This is a genomic window from Psychromonas sp., assembly GCF_047632995.1.
In the GTDB taxonomy this organism is placed as follows: domain Bacteria; phylum Pseudomonadota; class Gammaproteobacteria; order Enterobacterales; family Psychromonadaceae; genus Psychromonas.
In genome coordinates, this window is the sequence record NZ_JBLIEK010000088.1 from 1 (window position 1) to 15222 (window position 15222).

General features: G+C 40.3%; 17 protein-coding genes. 6 read left to right on the forward strand and 11 right to left on the reverse strand.

Going from position 1 to position 15222, the window contains the following annotated elements:
• Positions 1 to 323: 323 nt before the first annotated feature.
• Genes ACJAT7_RS13645 through rpoE form a run of 4 tightly spaced genes read right to left on the reverse strand, consistent with a single transcriptional unit; the run spans position 324 to position 2982 of the window.
• A complete protein-coding gene (locus ACJAT7_RS13645) occupies positions 324 to 773 on the reverse strand; it encodes a SoxR reducing system RseC family protein (RefSeq protein ID WP_415227353.1) in 450 nt (149 codons plus the stop codon).
• Positions 773 to 1789, reverse strand: coding sequence for a MucB/RseB C-terminal domain-containing protein (locus tag ACJAT7_RS13650; protein ID WP_415227354.1), 1017 nt, complete (start codon positions 1787 to 1789; stop codon positions 773 to 775). Before ACJAT7_RS13650 ends, ACJAT7_RS13645 begins: the two co-directional genes overlap by 1 nt.
• Positions 1790 to 1825: 36 nt before the next feature.
• Positions 1826 to 2392 (reverse strand): sigma-E factor negative regulatory protein, encoded by a 567-nt coding sequence (locus tag ACJAT7_RS13655; RefSeq protein WP_415227355.1) that lies wholly within the window; start codon positions 2390 to 2392, stop codon positions 1826 to 1828.
• An 11-nt stretch (positions 2393 to 2403) separates the two neighbouring features.
• On the reverse strand, positions 2404 to 2982 hold the full coding sequence (gene rpoE, locus ACJAT7_RS13660) for an RNA polymerase sigma factor RpoE (RefSeq protein ID WP_415227356.1): 579 nt from the start codon (positions 2980 to 2982) through the stop codon (positions 2404 to 2406).
• Positions 2983 to 3175: 193 nt separating this feature from the next.
• On the opposite strand from rpoE, the gene nadB reads away from it, so the two are divergent.
• Positions 3176 to 4801 carry an L-aspartate oxidase gene (gene nadB / locus ACJAT7_RS13665; protein ID WP_415227357.1) on the forward strand — a complete coding sequence of 542 codons (1626 nt, stop codon included), beginning with the start codon at positions 3176 to 3178 and terminating at the stop codon, positions 4799 to 4801.
• Positions 4802 to 4806: 5 nt separating this feature from the next.
• Here the strand turns inward: nadB and ACJAT7_RS13670 are convergent, their stop codons facing one another.
• A complete protein-coding gene (locus tag ACJAT7_RS13670) occupies positions 4807 to 5190 on the reverse strand; it encodes a protein YgfX (RefSeq protein WP_415227358.1) in 384 nt (127 codons plus the stop codon).
• 43 nt (positions 5191 to 5233) lie between these two features.
• Complete coding sequence (locus ACJAT7_RS13675; protein WP_415227359.1) at positions 5234 to 5485, reverse strand: succinate dehydrogenase assembly factor 2; 252 nt, start codon at positions 5483 to 5485, stop codon at positions 5234 to 5236.
• Positions 5486 to 5621: 136 nt separating this feature from the next.
• Here ACJAT7_RS13675 and ygfZ point away from each other — a divergent pair, with 136 nt between their 5' ends.
• Together ygfZ and ACJAT7_RS13685 are read left to right on the forward strand one after the other, a co-directional pair.
• Positions 5622 to 6596: a tRNA-modifying protein YgfZ gene (ygfZ, locus tag ACJAT7_RS13680; protein ID WP_415227360.1), complete on the forward strand. Its 975-nt coding sequence runs from the start codon at positions 5622 to 5624 to the stop codon at positions 6594 to 6596.
• 158 nt (positions 6597 to 6754) lie between these two features.
• On the forward strand, positions 6755 to 9244 hold the full coding sequence (locus ACJAT7_RS13685; RefSeq protein ID WP_415227361.1) for a class I adenylate cyclase: 2490 nt from the start codon (positions 6755 to 6757) through the stop codon (positions 9242 to 9244).
• Positions 9245 to 9257: 13 nt separating this feature from the next.
• Here the strand turns inward: ACJAT7_RS13685 and metF are convergent, their stop codons facing one another.
• Positions 9258 to 10169 carry a methylenetetrahydrofolate reductase gene (gene metF / locus ACJAT7_RS13690; protein ID WP_415227362.1) on the reverse strand — a complete coding sequence of 304 codons (912 nt, stop codon included), beginning with the start codon at positions 10167 to 10169 and terminating at the stop codon, positions 9258 to 9260.
• A 221-nt stretch (positions 10170 to 10390) separates the two neighbouring features.
• On the opposite strand from metF, the gene metJ reads away from it, so the two are divergent.
• Positions 10391 to 10666, forward strand: coding sequence for a met regulon transcriptional regulator MetJ (gene metJ / locus ACJAT7_RS13695; protein WP_415227363.1), 276 nt, complete (start codon positions 10391 to 10393; stop codon positions 10664 to 10666).
• Between the two features lie 60 nt (positions 10667 to 10726).
• Here the strand turns inward: metJ and ACJAT7_RS13700 are convergent, their stop codons facing one another.
• The 4 genes from ACJAT7_RS13700 to coaBC are packed head-to-tail and all read right to left on the reverse strand — an operon-like array spanning position 10727 to position 13966.
• Positions 10727 to 11614, reverse strand: coding sequence for a mechanosensitive ion channel domain-containing protein (locus ACJAT7_RS13700; protein WP_415227364.1), 888 nt, complete (start codon positions 11612 to 11614; stop codon positions 10727 to 10729).
• A gap of 20 nt (positions 11615 to 11634) precedes the next feature.
• A complete protein-coding gene (gene slmA, locus ACJAT7_RS13705) occupies positions 11635 to 12237 on the reverse strand; it encodes a nucleoid occlusion factor SlmA (RefSeq protein WP_415227365.1) in 603 nt (200 codons plus the stop codon).
• Positions 12238 to 12260: 23 nt separating this feature from the next.
• The gene (dut, locus tag ACJAT7_RS13710; protein ID WP_415227366.1) at positions 12261 to 12716 is read right to left on the reverse strand and encodes a dUTP diphosphatase; all 456 of its coding nucleotides are present in this window, start codon (positions 12714 to 12716) and stop codon (positions 12261 to 12263) included.
• Between the two features lie 2 nt (positions 12717 to 12718).
• On the reverse strand, positions 12719 to 13966 hold the full coding sequence (gene coaBC / locus ACJAT7_RS13715) for a bifunctional phosphopantothenoylcysteine decarboxylase/phosphopantothenate--cysteine ligase CoaBC (RefSeq protein WP_415227367.1): 1248 nt from the start codon (positions 13964 to 13966) through the stop codon (positions 12719 to 12721).
• 138 nt (positions 13967 to 14104) lie between these two features.
• Here coaBC and radC point away from each other — a divergent pair, with 138 nt between their 5' ends.
• Both radC and rpmB read left to right on the forward strand, forming a co-directional pair.
• Positions 14105 to 14782 carry a RadC family protein gene (radC, locus tag ACJAT7_RS13720; protein ID WP_415227368.1) on the forward strand — a complete coding sequence of 226 codons (678 nt, stop codon included), beginning with the start codon at positions 14105 to 14107 and terminating at the stop codon, positions 14780 to 14782.
• Between the two features lie 134 nt (positions 14783 to 14916).
• Positions 14917 to 15153: a 50S ribosomal protein L28 gene (rpmB, locus tag ACJAT7_RS13725; RefSeq protein ID WP_011768488.1), complete on the forward strand. Its 237-nt coding sequence runs from the start codon at positions 14917 to 14919 to the stop codon at positions 15151 to 15153.
• Positions 15154 to 15222: the final 69 nt, after the last annotated feature.

Consider the following 15222-nt stretch of genomic DNA (forward strand, 5'->3'; position numbering starts at 1 on the left):
CATCTATCGGGAGAAGCTTTGCAAGCAAAGACTTCTTGAATGTCCACACAGATTGTTTGATTAAATTGTTAAAGAGCGGCCTTTCGGCGAGGTGCGTATATTACGCGCCTTTCAAACGATGTCAATGCTTTTTTATGTTGCTAATCAACGTATAACGTTACTAGTAACTCAAGCTCTTTCGTTCTCATTCACTGGCGTTACCGCCTGTGTCTGTGGGGTCGCATTATAGGGATTGGAAAAGCATTGGCAAGTGTTTATTGCTAATTATCTCAATAAACGGTTTAAGCGAGCAATTAGCAACCAAACTGCTGTTTTGTTAAACGTTATTGTTTTAATTCACTGTTAATAATTTTATTGAGTTGTTTCTCTGGGAACATTCTATTACTAAGTATGCGCGAAAAAACAAAACCTATCGCAGCACAACCAATGGCTATTAATATAAGCATAGTTTCATTTATAAAATCAAACTGCTTAGCGATTAGCGCGCCACCGATAAAAAAGAGAAGGGGTACAAGGTATGCCAATGTTGCACTTTTAATTAAATCACTATTCTTTATTTGCAACTCAACAAACTTATCAACTTCCATACCTTTTTTATAAGGCACTTTAAACTGATGTGATTTATCTGAAAAGGCTTTTGCTACAGTCCCAACACCACAACTGCTTTCATTATGACAAGATGAACATGAGGATTTTGAAATGCATTCAACAACAGCAACCCTTTCTGTGCCTTGCCTTTCAATTGTAATTATTTTACCTGTTTCGGTAATCATTATTCAACCTTAGAAATAGATTCGACCAAACGTTTTGCTGTGATAACAGGGATCTCTCCAACAATATTGATTTCAATATCCCCTCTCTGGTAAGTATAAAGCACAGTTGCTCCGCGTTGAATTATTTTATGTTTTTCATCTAATGCTATTTTTTTAGCTGAAATATAAATCGACACACTGACAATACCATCATTTAACATGATATATGAAACAGGTTCATTTTCATGCATCACCAATTTATGCTGATCGTTTCTGACCACTTTAAACCCTGTTGGTAACCAATTTACTCTCCATTGGGATGCGTCTTGTTTTGAGGATTGAGGAAGATTCAATAATTGCGGTAACTGTTGTTTGCTTAGTTTTTCTAACCATGGATTTACTTTTTCAGAAACAAGTAATGATACAACCATCACTTGATCTAAGATTAGGTTTGATTTATTTAATGTGTCTAGACGTAATGGCAGGTAGGTATCGACATCTAACCAAATAATATAACTATAACGATATTCATCTTTGCTAATCATCCGAATTGCGATTGCTTGCTTACCGGCTATTCGGCCTTTGCCTAATATTATGTACTCGTAGCTATCTTGCCCTTTAACATAATCAAAATTGGCTATATTGGCAAAAACACTACGATTGAGTGTTGATTCTAAAGTGTAAGCCTGCGTGCCTTGCTCAAAATAACTTATTTTTCCCGAATACTGTAAAGACTCACGCATCGCACCATTTAAAAATCGAAAATAGGCAATACCTTGATCGTCAACAACACCATGAATTAACTGTTTAGGTTCAACCTGATTTTCCAAGCTATTTAAATACAGCAACTCATAATTTAATTCTTTGTACGATTTTTGCATAAATTGCAAATATTCAATCGCGGTTAACGGCTCTTTTTTTTCAATATTTTTTTCATTAACTTTAACAGAATCGTTTACTACAGTAGCAAATGTAGCACTACTAGCAACAATAAAAAGGGTTGTTAGTAACCTTGTAAAAAATAGTTTCAACTTCATTAAGTTACCTTATGGCGCATCTAACAATGACGATAATTATGGTTGTATCTGCAACTGCAGCTGATGATCTTTTAATAAAGCGTCAAGTCGTTCGTTGCGTTCCTTAATAACCTGCTTCGATTGCATCTGCGTTGCCTGCAAACTAACAGGCGCTACCGCACCACCAAAAGGCACTGTATTTAAAACTTCAAGACCCTGATTGCTATTTTCAATAGCTGGCTGAGAAGTCATAAGGCTTGTCAGTACCACCACACCGGCAACGGATGCTGCAATGGCATATTGGCTAAAGCGTTTTGTAAAAGAGACAATATTATTAGTGCTCTCTTTTGTGTCGGCTGTATTCACAGACGTATCAAGTTTGGTCACTTGAGCTGAGGATGTTTGTTTATTAATTTTGGCCATGACTTGCTGGCTAATATCAATATTGAGAAATTGATCGGAAAGCTCTCCGCGCATCACATCACCGATTAAGTGATAACGTGAAAACTGTTTTTGTTGTTGCTCATTAGTTATTAGCTCATCTAATGACGGCATATCAAAAACTTCATGATCAACTAATTCATTATCAATAAAGGCCGACAGTTGCTCGTTATTTTTTTTCATTGTTTTCCCAACTAATCTTCTAATAAAGGTTTTAATTGTTTATCGATCGCTTCACGAGCTCTAAAAATACGAGAGCGCACGGTACCAATCGGGCAATTTTCAATGCTTGCAATTTCTTCATAACTCATCCCTTCAAGCTCTCTTAATGTAATTGCTGATTTTAATTCAGCAGGTAAGAGCTCAATGGTATTTAAAATAACTTTTTTTATCTCTTGAGAACGTAATATCCCCTCGGGATCGTCCGCTTCCTTTAATGCATCACTGCCGTCATAGCTATCTGCTTCCATCGCGTCAATATCCGACGCTGGAGGCCTGCGGCTCTGACTGGTTAAATAGTTTTTTGCCGTATTGACCGCAATGCGATACAGCCAAGTATAAAATGCACTCTCTCCTCTAAATGAGGGTAATGAATTAAACACCTTAATAAATACTTCTTGTGTAACATCTGCAATATCACCATTATTGCGGACGTAACGCGTTAGTATGTTTGCGACTCGACTCTGGTATTTTCTTACCAATAATGTAAAAGCTTGTTGCTCCCCATTCTGAATACGCTTAATTAATTGCAAATCTAAATCTCGCTCATTCATTGAGCTTGTCTACCTATAATGAGGGTGAGCCCTATTGGCATTCACTGTTATGACTTTGAATAAAAAAGAAAGTTCCAAAAAAATTTAAAAGAAATCATTTTTTAGATAAACTCTACACTTATTCTCGAACCGCTTGGGTATATAATAAAATCCTGATAAAAAAACATTCCTTAATTGCAGAGCATATAGTGCCATGAAAGAAAGTAAATCAATAACTGAACATCAACATATTTGTGACGTCCTCATTATTGGCGCGGGTGCAGCCGGACTTTCACTCGCATTAAAGCTTGCGCCTTACACAAAAGTAAATGTTTTGAGCAAAGGAAAACTCTCTGAAGGCTCTACTCTTTACGCTCAAGGAGGGGTGGCTGCTGTTTTTTCTGATACCGATAGCGTTGATTCCCATGTTGAAGATACCTTAATCGCCGGCGCGGGTTTGTGTGATGAAGAAGCCGTCCGCTTTACACTCAACAATGCCAAAGAGAGCATGCAATGGTTAATTGATCTCGGTGTTGATTTTGACACAGAGGTTGATGCTCAGGGTCAGTCTCAATTTCACCTCACCCGTGAAGGCGGTCACTCCCACCGCCGTATTCTGCACGCAGCCGATGCAACAGGCAAGGAGATAGAAAACACTTTACTCTGTGCGGTAAAAAAAGAGAAAAACATCAATTTAATGGAAGGTTATAACGCAGTTGATTTAATCACCAGTCGCAAATTAAACCTGCCCGCCAATCGAATACTGGGCGCTTATGTTTGGAACCGTCAAGCGGAGCGTGTTGAAACAATCAAAGCACATTTCGTTATTCTTGCAACGGGCGGCGCAAGTAAAGTATACCAATATACAAGCAACCCGGATGTTTCCAGTGGGGATGGTATCGCTTTGGCATGGCGTAGTGGTTGCCGCATCGCCAATATGGAATTCAATCAATTCCATCCAACCTGTTTATTTCATAGTGATGCTAAAAACTTTTTATTAACAGAAGCACTACGGGGTGAAGGTGCCCATCTATTACGGCCAGATGGAACGCGTTTTATGTTTGATTTTGATGAAAGAGCAGAGCTCGCACCTCGTGATATTGTCGCTCGTGCTATCGATTATGAGATGAAAAGACTGGGCGCTGACTGTATGTATCTCGATATCAGCCATAAATCAAAAGAGTTTATCGTTAAACATTTCCCGACCATTTATCAGCGCTGTTTATCGCTGGGTATTGATATGGCAGAGCAAGCCATTCCTATTGTACCTGCGGCCCATTACAGCTGTGGTGGTGTGATGATAGATCATCACGGGCAAACCGATATTGACGGCTTATATGCGATAGGAGAAGTTTCTTACACGGGCTTACATGGTGCTAACCGCCTTGCATCAAATTCACTGTTAGAGTGCATTGTTTATGCGCATGCTTGTGCCAAAGACATTATTAATCATATACCTTTTTACAAGGAGCGAAAATTCGCAAATATTCCAGCTTGGGATGACAGCCAGGTCGGGAACTCCGATGAAGAGGTTGTTATTCAACATAACTGGCATGAGCTGCGCTTATTTATGTGGGATTACGTTGGTATTGTACGAACCGATAAACGGCTGGAACGTGCACTGCGTAGAGTGCAGCTACTGCAGCAGGAAATCAGTGAATATTACAGTCATTTCAAAGTAAGCAATAACTTGCTGGAACTCAGAAACCTTGTGCAAGTTGCTGAAATAATAATAAAAAGTGCAATGCAACGAAAAGAGAGTCGCGGCTTACACTACAACCTTGATTACCCGGAACAGCAAGATAACCCACAGCCCACCATTTTATGCCCACAAAAATAACAATATTAATCTCGCCCGCTATTAATCAGTCGGGCGAGTAAACGATATTCCGCTTCTTTAACCGCATCTCTGTAAATCACAATAAAAGAGTTAGAAACCTTTTTATTGTTGATTAAATTAGAAATATCGGTCGAACTATTTTGCAAATGAAGGTATAAAAAAAAACTATTGTAGAAAGAGGAGGAGCTTATTTTAGCACTGATTAAATCGTTATTTTCCGATCTGATCTCAACCAAACCAGAATCACTTAACTTCAAGTTATATACTTGCCCATGGGCTTTTTTTCCACCCGCAACGGCAATAATCATCAGCAAAACAAAAAAAGGCGCGCTTAACCAAGACCATCCAACAACCAAAATGGAGAGTAGAATAAGAACAAAATAGAGCATAAAAACAAAAACAGCTCCATACAAAGAGGTGTTAACAGCGACGCTATACCTTAACGCGTTTGAGGATAACATTTATCATCTGCTGCAGTTCAAGATCAGGGCAAACCTGATGTCCCATAAACCAGCAAAACAGTTCAGGATCTTCACAACTTAATAAACGCTGAAAGGTTATTTTTTCTGGCGCAGCCAAATCATCATAAGCATCATTAACAAAAGGCACAAATAACAGATCGAGCTCTAACATCCCGCGGCGACACGCCCATAATAAACGAGATTTACTGACCACTTCTGCCATTGCTTTTACTTCCCAATTTAAATTAAACTACTTTGACATCATAACAACAACAAATTGTTAACGGCAACTACTGACAAAACAGGTTGTGAGCTATACCATTGTATAAGAATAAAACTGTATTAAAATGAGGCCTCAAATGCTTAAACTTAGCCAACTAAAAAATATTAGCCATCTACCCGATTTGGTTTTATGCCCACTTGATAGTTGGGATTTAATTCGCGTAACAGGGGAAGATCGCGTCAGTTTTTTACAAGGGCAACTTACCTGTGATTTGGCAAGCTTAAAACCAGGAGAGCAAACACTTGCCGCACAATGCAACCCGCAAGGTAAAGCGTGGTGTATTGTTCGCGTTATCGTCTTAGAAGATCGCATTCTTATGACTCAACCAAGCTCAGTTACCGAAAAGCAACTTCCTGAATTAAAAAAATATGGTACCTTTTCAAAAGTCGAAATAGGTAAAGAAACTGAGTATCAATTATTCGGTTTGGCCGGTTGCAAGTCGGCAAAGTATATTGCTGATAAAGTGGATACAGCAGCAACACATGAACAGAGTCGTTTGCTAGAAAATGGCATTGTAATCAAACAACCTTACCCGTCACTGCGTTATTTAATTGTTTTAAAAAACCAACAAGCCACCGAATTAATTGAAGATTTAAAAGATCGCGCCACAGTCTTTGATGACAGCCTGTGGAATGCCATGAATATTGCTGCGGGTATTGCTTTTATTGAAAAAGAGACAAGCGCTTTATTTATCCCACAGATGCTCAATTTACAGGCGCTTGATGGTATTAGTTTTAGCAAAGGCTGTTATATCGGACAGGAAACCATTGCCAGGGCAAAATACAGAGGAGCCAATAAACGCGCGTTATTTATTCTTACCGGCCGCGCAAGCTCAGCCCCCAAAGCAGGCGATAATGTGCAAGTGTTATTAAACAATAACTGGAAACGCGTCGGTACGGTCGTATCAGGGTGCCAATACGGTGATGGACATATTGAAGTCTTAGCTGTTTTACCCAAAGATAGCGGCAGTGATGATATTTACCAAATAAAAGAAATTGAGGGCTCAACACTTTATTACGCTCCGCTTCCTTACTCACTCATTGAAGAATAATATTACTGCAATCAACCCTGAATATAGGGTTGATTGCCCAGAGATAATAAATTCAGATTATAATCAGGGAACATTTCCCTAGTGTCGATAAAATGTTAAACTGCTCACACTTTCTATTTCCCTTTGTTAATTTTATCTAACTGATAGCAGGTTTGCGATTGAATTCAAAAATTAAAAAACTACGCGATAAAGCAGACCGGTTTACCCGGTTACGCATCCAATCCGCGCAAATTTTAATGAACGAAGATGAAATTAACGTATTTCAAACATTCCCCCTTTTATTTCACTTCAATCACCCGACGCTACCCGGTTATATCGATGCTGATGTACCAACTGGAATTGCTCAATATGAAGCAGGCGAAGTACACCAGCAACTGCTTAATAATTTTTTACACGTCGACTTACCAAAAAGCAAAAAGCAACCTCCTGATTTGATAGGGCTTTATGCGATGGGCAGCACCTCTTCAATAGGGCAAAGCTCGGAAAGTGATTTTGATATCTGGATCTGTTATCCACATCAGCTTGATCAACAAAGAGTCAAATTATTAGATGAAAAATCTTGGTTAATCAGCCACTGGGCGGAAAGCTTAGGGGTTGAACTGAACTTCTTTTTAATTCCCGATAATAAATTTCGTGTGGATAATAATGCCAGCATGACCAAAGATGCCTGCGGTTCATCGCAGCATATGTTACTGCTCGATGAATTTTACCGTACCTCACTGCGTGTTGCAGGCAAAAGAATATTATGGCTACAAATCCCTCTTGAACATGAGCACAATTATGATCAATATGTAAAAAACCTTTATGAAACAGGTGGATTAGATGCTGATGATTGGTTAGATTTAGGCGGTTTCCACCGTATCCCAGCTGAAGAATATTTTGGCGCAACACTTTGGCAGCTTTACAAAGGGATTGATAACCCCTACAAGGCGGTATTAAAGACCATTCTGATGGAAGCTTACTCTTGGGAATATCCCAATACCGAATTAATTGCTATCTCTTATAAAAAAAGTTTTCAAGAACAGAGTGAATACGATCAAAATCTTGATCCCTACTGTTTGATGCTTAAAAAAGTAACCGCTTATTTAACTTGTATTAACGATAGCAAACGTCTTGAAGTTGCACGTGCTTGCTTTTATCTGAAAACAGAAGAAAATCTTTCCAAGGTATGCACTAACGACAATGCGCTCTGGCGACGCAAGGTTTTAAATAAATTGGTTGATCAATGGCACTGGAATGAGTGTCAGATTGCCGACTTAGATAACCGTAAAAGCTGGAAAGTTAACGCGGTAAGCAAAGCCAAAGATGTTTTATTGGAAACATTAATGTGTAGCTACCGTAGATTGCTGAGCTTTGCACGTGACAATAATATTTCAGAATCGATCAGCGCCGAAGATATCGGTATTTTATCCCGTAAACTGTATGCAGCTCATGAAACGCTACCCGGTAAAGTGGACCTTGTTAATCCCAATATTTCACCCGATCTTTCTGAGCCCCATTTAAGTTTTATTCAGGTACCTGAAAACAGGACAAATCCAACAGGATGGTACTTATATAATTGTTCACTTGATAACCACACCTTGATCAACACCCCCACATTAATGCATTCAATGTATATCTCTAAGCTGATCGCTTGGTGTCATATCAATAGGTTATATGAAGAAGAGACAAAATTACACCTCTATAACCAAGGATCAGATCTTGTTGATCAAAAGTTAAACCAGTTTATGCACGATTTGTACGCAGTTTTTCCCGTTTATGTTCCTAAAGCCAGCAACCAGGCCCTTAGCCAGCCTTGTGAAATAAAACATCTCACTATCTTCTTAAACGTGGAAAAAGATCCGACCCGTCACTGGGAAAGCACCCAAGAAAGTGAAATAAATCAGGTGGGTGATGTTCTCTCATATGGGGATAATCGTGAATGTCTAATCGGCAGTATTGATCTTATTTACCGAAATTCATGGAACGAAGTACGTACTTTGAATTTTCACAATGATTTAGCAGTGGTTGATGCCTTAAGTACTATTTTAGGGAAGATGCATCAGGACGCGCTCCCACCAGAACAGATAGATCTATTCTGCTATAGCCGCCATTTTAAACAGCAAATTAGCCAAGCATTTTCTGCAAAACTCAATGAATATATACAACTGCGTTTAGATTCCATTTCTCAACGTTCGGTACAAACATTATGGGCAGGGGGCCGTAAATTTAGTTTTTACTTCGAACGGTCAGGTGTTTCATTACAACACTTAGAAAGTACTGTCGATATTTATAGCCATATTTCTAAGAAGAAGCTATCCACCAGCGTCATTAATTTAAAAAACACCCATTTCGAACAAACAGCAGAGGTAATTGAATCACATATCAGTGAAGGCATTATCCAGTTTTTCTTTGAAAATTATCCTAGTGGTTTTAATGTCTATATTGCAAATGCAGATAATGAAGTGGAAACATTCCATAGTTTTGCCGGCAGCAAAGATGATCTGGTGCAGAACGTAAATCGTTTTTATGCATCCAATAACAATGCGCCAAGCAATTTAGATGATCAAGTCAACTTTAACCTGCCGCAATTTTACGAAATTGAATCGACTGAGAATAACCAGATTATCTTACTGCCTTTTAAAAGCAACACCAAAAACAGCTTGTAAAAGTAGGCCGAGATCAGGATTCTGGACGTAATCCTAAAGAGTGGCAAATTGCATAACTTAACTCGCTGCGGTTTAAGGTGTAAAAGTGAAAATCTTTTACCCCCTCCTGACTTAAGACCTTCACCATATCCATAGCAATAGTTGCACCGATCAAATTACGAGTCATAGGATCCTTTTCCGTACCTTGATACAACTTATGCATCCAATCAGGCACATGCACATTGGTCAAGCCGGCAAACTTAACCAAAGTTTTATAATTGGAAACAGGTAAAATCCCCGGCACCAGATCCCCTTCAATCCCCTGTTTGGCGCACTTATCGCGAAACCGTAAAAAAGTTTCTGGATCAAAAAAGAACTGAGTAATAGCGCGATTCGCACCCGCTGAAAATTTTTCTTTTAATACATCCAAATCAAATTGATGGTTACGCGCTTCAGGATGTTTTTCAGGGTAAGCGGCCACTGAGATATCAAAATCCCCCTCTTCCTTCAGTAATGCCACCAAATCTGCTGCATACATATGCGGTTTTGCGCCATCAAGGGGAATATCACCGCGCAACGCGACAATGCTGCGTATATCATTGTCCCAATAGTCACGGGCTATCTGCCGTAATTCACCGTCATTAGCGTCGATACAGGTTAAGTGAGGCGCGGCAACCATGCCCGTTTTACGTTTGATATCTTTAATTATTTGATGTGTACGATCTCGCGTTCCGGAGTTTGCACCATAAGTGACGGATACGAATTTAGGTTTCAATCTCTTTAAACTGTCAATCGAATTCCATAACGTTTCCTCCATACTTGCCGTTGCAGGCGGGAAAAACTCAAAGGAGACACCTACGTCCTGTTTTATGTCAGCAATATTTTGGTTTAATTTTGCTAAATACTGTGAGGATAAATAACTACCAGTTTGTATTTTATGATTCATGACCTGCTCCCTTTCTTTAGCCGTCTAAACGTCTTTAATAACAGGTAATTTAATTCAATATGAATTATTGTCAACCTATTTAATATAAGATGAAATTAATTAAACAAAAAATGAATTTGCTTCAACACAAAGCCTCAGACTTCTAGCCATCTTGATGTGTAGATTGCCAATAGAAACAACACGCGTTAAAATAACCTTTAAAAATTTATGGGGTCATAAACATGTCTAAGAAATGGAACGGTGAATATATCAGCCCTTATGCTGAGCACGGCAAAAAAAGCGAGCAAGTCAAAAAAGTAACTGTTTCAATTCCCACTAAAGTATTAAAAATACTGACCGATGAGCGTACTCGCCGCCAAATAAACAACTTACGCCATGCAACTAACAGCGAGTTATTGTGTGAAGCGTTTTTACATGCCTATACTGGCCAGCCTCTCCCGGATGATGATGATCTGGATAAAAACAATGCCACAGATATATTTGAAATAGAAAAATAGCAAAAAGCCCCAAGCTTGTTTAACAAACTTGGGGCTTTTTAAGGTGCTCATTAATTGAGATTATTTATCCATATGAACATCCATTTGCGGGAATGGAATTTCAATCCCTTCTTCATCAAGACCGTTCTTAATCGCTTCCATCAAGGCAAAACGCACCTTCCAGTAATCAGCACAGTTAACCCATGGGCGCACTACTAAGTTAACACTTGAGTCTCCTAGCTCTGCAACAGCAACTAGTGGCGCGGGCGTTTCCAACACGTCGCTATTGGCTTTCACTACACGCTCTAATAGCGCTTTAGTTTTCGCTAAATCTGCACCGTAACTGACCCCAATAATCAGATCGATTCGGCGAGTAGGCATACGAGAATAATTGACAATATTACCCGACAAAATAGCTGAATTTGGGACAACAACAAACTTGTTGTCCGGTGTTGTTAATGTGGTTGCAAATATCTGCACTGAGGCAACACTCCCAGCAGTTCCTGCGGCTTCTATGTACTCACCCGCTTTAAAGGGGCGTAATATAACAATCAAAATACCCGATGCGAAGTTTGAAAGCGAGCCCTGCAGCGCCAAACCGACAGCCAAACCTGCAGCACCGATTAATGCGATAAACGAGGTAGTCTGTACCCCAATACGGCTTAATGCGGCAATCACAACAAAGGCGATAACCACATAACGCACCATGCCGGTCGCAAAATCAATGACAGTGTTATCAAGTTTCCGCTTGGTAAGGACTTTATGAAAACCACCCGATATAAGTCGCGCGGCAAATAGACCAATAGCCAGAGTTAAAATAGCAGCGGCTATATTCATCCCGTATTCAATCAACAAACCTTGATTATTGGTAACCCACTCAAGACTATCTCCTACGACACTGAGACTACTATCAACAGTTCCAGTAATCAGTTCAGTAGCTTTTTCAGAAGTAATATTTGACTCGGGCATAGTTAACACTCCTTAATAATTTAACTTTGTTTAAGTTGGTTATAAAAAAACGACCATTGCGTTTTAAAATTTTGTGTGGGTTTTTGTTTAAACTGACTGCGTACAAATTGACTCATACGCCCTTCAATATAGGCCATAAGTAAGTTGGCAGCTATCGCTTCATCAATAAGCAGCTTTCCACCATCAAGTATCGGCTTCTCTCTTAACACCTGCTTGACTTGCGATTCTAACTTAGCAAACAGATGCTCAATACGCAGTTGCAGTCGCTCGTTTTCACCCAACAAGGCATCACCGGTTAAAATCCGGGTAATGCCAGGATTTTGTTCGGCAAAACCAAGCAAGAAATGCAATAGATGTTCAATACGCGTAAGTGTTTGTTTTTGCTGCTCTTTGATTAAATTAATTTGTGTGAATATGGTTGATTCAATAAAATCGATTAATCCTTCAAACATGCGCGCTTTGCTTGGGAAGTGGCGATATAAAGCCGCTTCAGAAACGCCCACTTCAGCGGCAAGTTTAGCTGTAGTGATACGCTGCCCGGGATTACCTTCAAGCATAGTAGCTAGGGCACGTAAAATATCATCCTTGCGGTTTATTTTCTTTTTCGCTGTTTGTGTTCCCATTGTTGGCAACTTCCTCTGTTAAATTAATGTTTTCCTGAATGTCCAAAGCCACCTTCACCGCGAGTGCTACTGTCAAAACTATCAACAATTTCAAATGTGGCTTGCACGACAGGTAAAAACACTAACTGTGCCAGCCGCTCACCAGGTTGCAGGGTAAAAGCTTCTTTACTGCGGTTCCAACAGGAAACCATTAACGGGCCCTGATAATCTGAGTCGATCAATCCCACTAAATTACCTAATACAATGCCATGCTTGTGACCAAGCCCTGAGCGCGGCAAAATGGTTGCGGCAAGCTTGGGGTCGGCAATATGAATCGCAATGCCGGTAGGAATAAGCTGGGTTTCACCCGCCTCAATAATCATAGGCTGATCAATACATGCGCGTAAATCCATACCCGCCGATCCTGCAGTTGCATGTTCAGGCAGCGGAAACTCATTACCGATACGCGGGTCAAGAATTTTAAGTTCAATTTGTTTCATTATTATGATCCATTATTTTGTGGGCGAGTATTTGACAAAGTATATTGCTTAAAAATAATTTCAAGCAATTGATGCGCGACTATTTTTTTATCAGCTAGCGTTATATCAAATCTTTCCAGGGCAGAGAACACAGAGAGTGCATTTTTTTCACTATTAAAACCTTGCCCGACAGCGGCAACATCATTAGCGGCAATCAGATCTAAATTTTTACGTGTCAGTTTGTCTTTTGCATACTGTTCAATATTTTCAGTTTCAGCTGCAAACCCCACACAAAAAGGACGATTTTTATCACCAGCCACCGCCGCAATAATATCTGGATTCTTAACCAGTTTAATAGTTAAATCATCAATGCTTTGCTGTTTTTTCATTTTTTGCTGAGCAACCACTTCCGGCCGATAATCCGCCACCGCAGCACAGGCGATAAAAATATCACAGCTATCTAGGTTTTCTAGACTCGCCTTATGCATCTCTGACGCACTTATTACATCGACTCGTTTTACATTGTAGGGGGTGGTTAGATTCACAGGTCCGCTTATCAAGGTTACATTTGCCCCCATCTTTTGCGCGGCTTGTGCCAATGCAAAGCCCATTTTACCTGAACTGTGATTACTGATATAACGAACCGGATCAAGCGCTTCTTGCGTCGGCCCTGCCGTAATAGTGATATTCACATCAGCAAAAACAGATTTCTGAACAGCAAAAAAATCGACTACTCTAGAGACCAGATCGCTAGGCTCAAGCATCCGCCCGGGGCCGATATCACCACAGGCTTGCGGCCCCTCTCCCGGCCCCCAGATTAAAAAGTCCCGCAGAGCCAGCACAGCGATATTTTCCTGCGTTGCTGCCGCTTGGTACATTTCCATATTCATTGCCGGTGAAACGGCAATTGGCGAAGAGGTTGCTAAACATAAGGTCGTTAATAATTCATCCGCCAAACCGGCGCGCAATCGTGCAATCAAATTTGCCGTCGCGGGGGCCAACAGGACAATATCAGCCCATTTCGCCAACTCGATATGGCCCATACTCGATTTGGCGCGAGGATCCAGCAGATCATCAGCAATGGGGTGACCGGAAACAGCCTGCATGGTTAACGGCGTAATAAACTCTTTCGCTGCAGAGGTCATTACAATATGAACATCCGCCCCCTGATCTTTTAAGCGACGGGTTAACTCAGCGCATTTGTAAGCGGCAATGCCACCAGAAATGCCCAATAAGATTTTTTTTCCTGCTAAGGCGTGAATAACAGACATAAGCGAAACTCAATAAACAGCCCAAATAGTTCGGGCACAATTAAAAAAGAGCAACAGGATAACACAAAGTAGTTATGCAATATGTGACAAAATCTACTAGATTTAAGCTCTTGTTTATATAATCGGCATGCTTTATTTATGACAAAATTAAAAGATTGGCCCGACCAGGAAAGACCGCGTGAAAAGCTCTTATCTCAGGGTGCAAGTATCCTCTCTGATGCGGAATTACTCGCCATATTTTTAAGAACCGGTTGTAAAGGATTGGATGTGGTCTCGCTCGCACGGCAATTAATTACAGAATTTGGCTCCCTACACGGGTTATTTGCCGCGTCAGAAATTGAATTTTGCGGTAAAAGAGGGTTAGGGCAGGCAAAATACGCGCAGTTACAAGCTGTATTAGAGATGTCCAGCCGCTATCTGCAGGAGCCAATCCGTAAAGGAAAAGCATTAACCAGTGCAGCACAAACAAAAGCATTCCTGAATGCCAAAATGCACCACTTACCCTATGAGGTGTTTGCCGCGCTTCTTTTGGATACACAACACCGCGTGATCCTTTTCCATGAGTTTTTCTTTGGCTCTATAGACAGCGCAACCGTGCACCCGAGGATTATTGCCCAGAAAGTATTGGCCGAAAATGCTGCCGCTATTATCTTGGTGCACAACCACCCATCTGGCGATCCAACAGCCAGTCTCGCAGATAAAAAAATAACCGAAAAAATCATCGCTGCAATGCACTTAATTGACGTGCGCGTTTTGGACCATTTCATTATTGGAGATAAAAAATGCACCTCTTTTGCGGAAAATGGGTGGATTTAACACTAAAAGAAACAGTTTTGTTGATCTTTCATACTCAATCATGTATAAAATGCGCCCTCGACGCCTTTGGCGACGGCTAAAAAGGTGTTCGACTATTTTGCTCGAGTAAAACTATTATTTTGGAGAATTTCGACATGTCTAGAGTATGTCAAGTTACAGGCAAGCGTCCAGCTGTTGGTAACAATGTATCACACGCAAAGAACCGCACACGACGTCGTTTTTTACCTAACCTACAAACACATCGTTTTTGGGTAGAAAGTGAAAACCGTTTTGTAAAACTACGCCTAACTACTAAAGGGATGCGTATCATCGACAAGAAAGGTATTGATTCAGTGTTAACTGATATTCGTGCCAAGGGTGAAAAAGTTTAAGGAGCTTTAAAATGCGTGATAAAATTCGTTTAAATTCAAGTGCTGGTACTGGCCATTTTTATACTACTG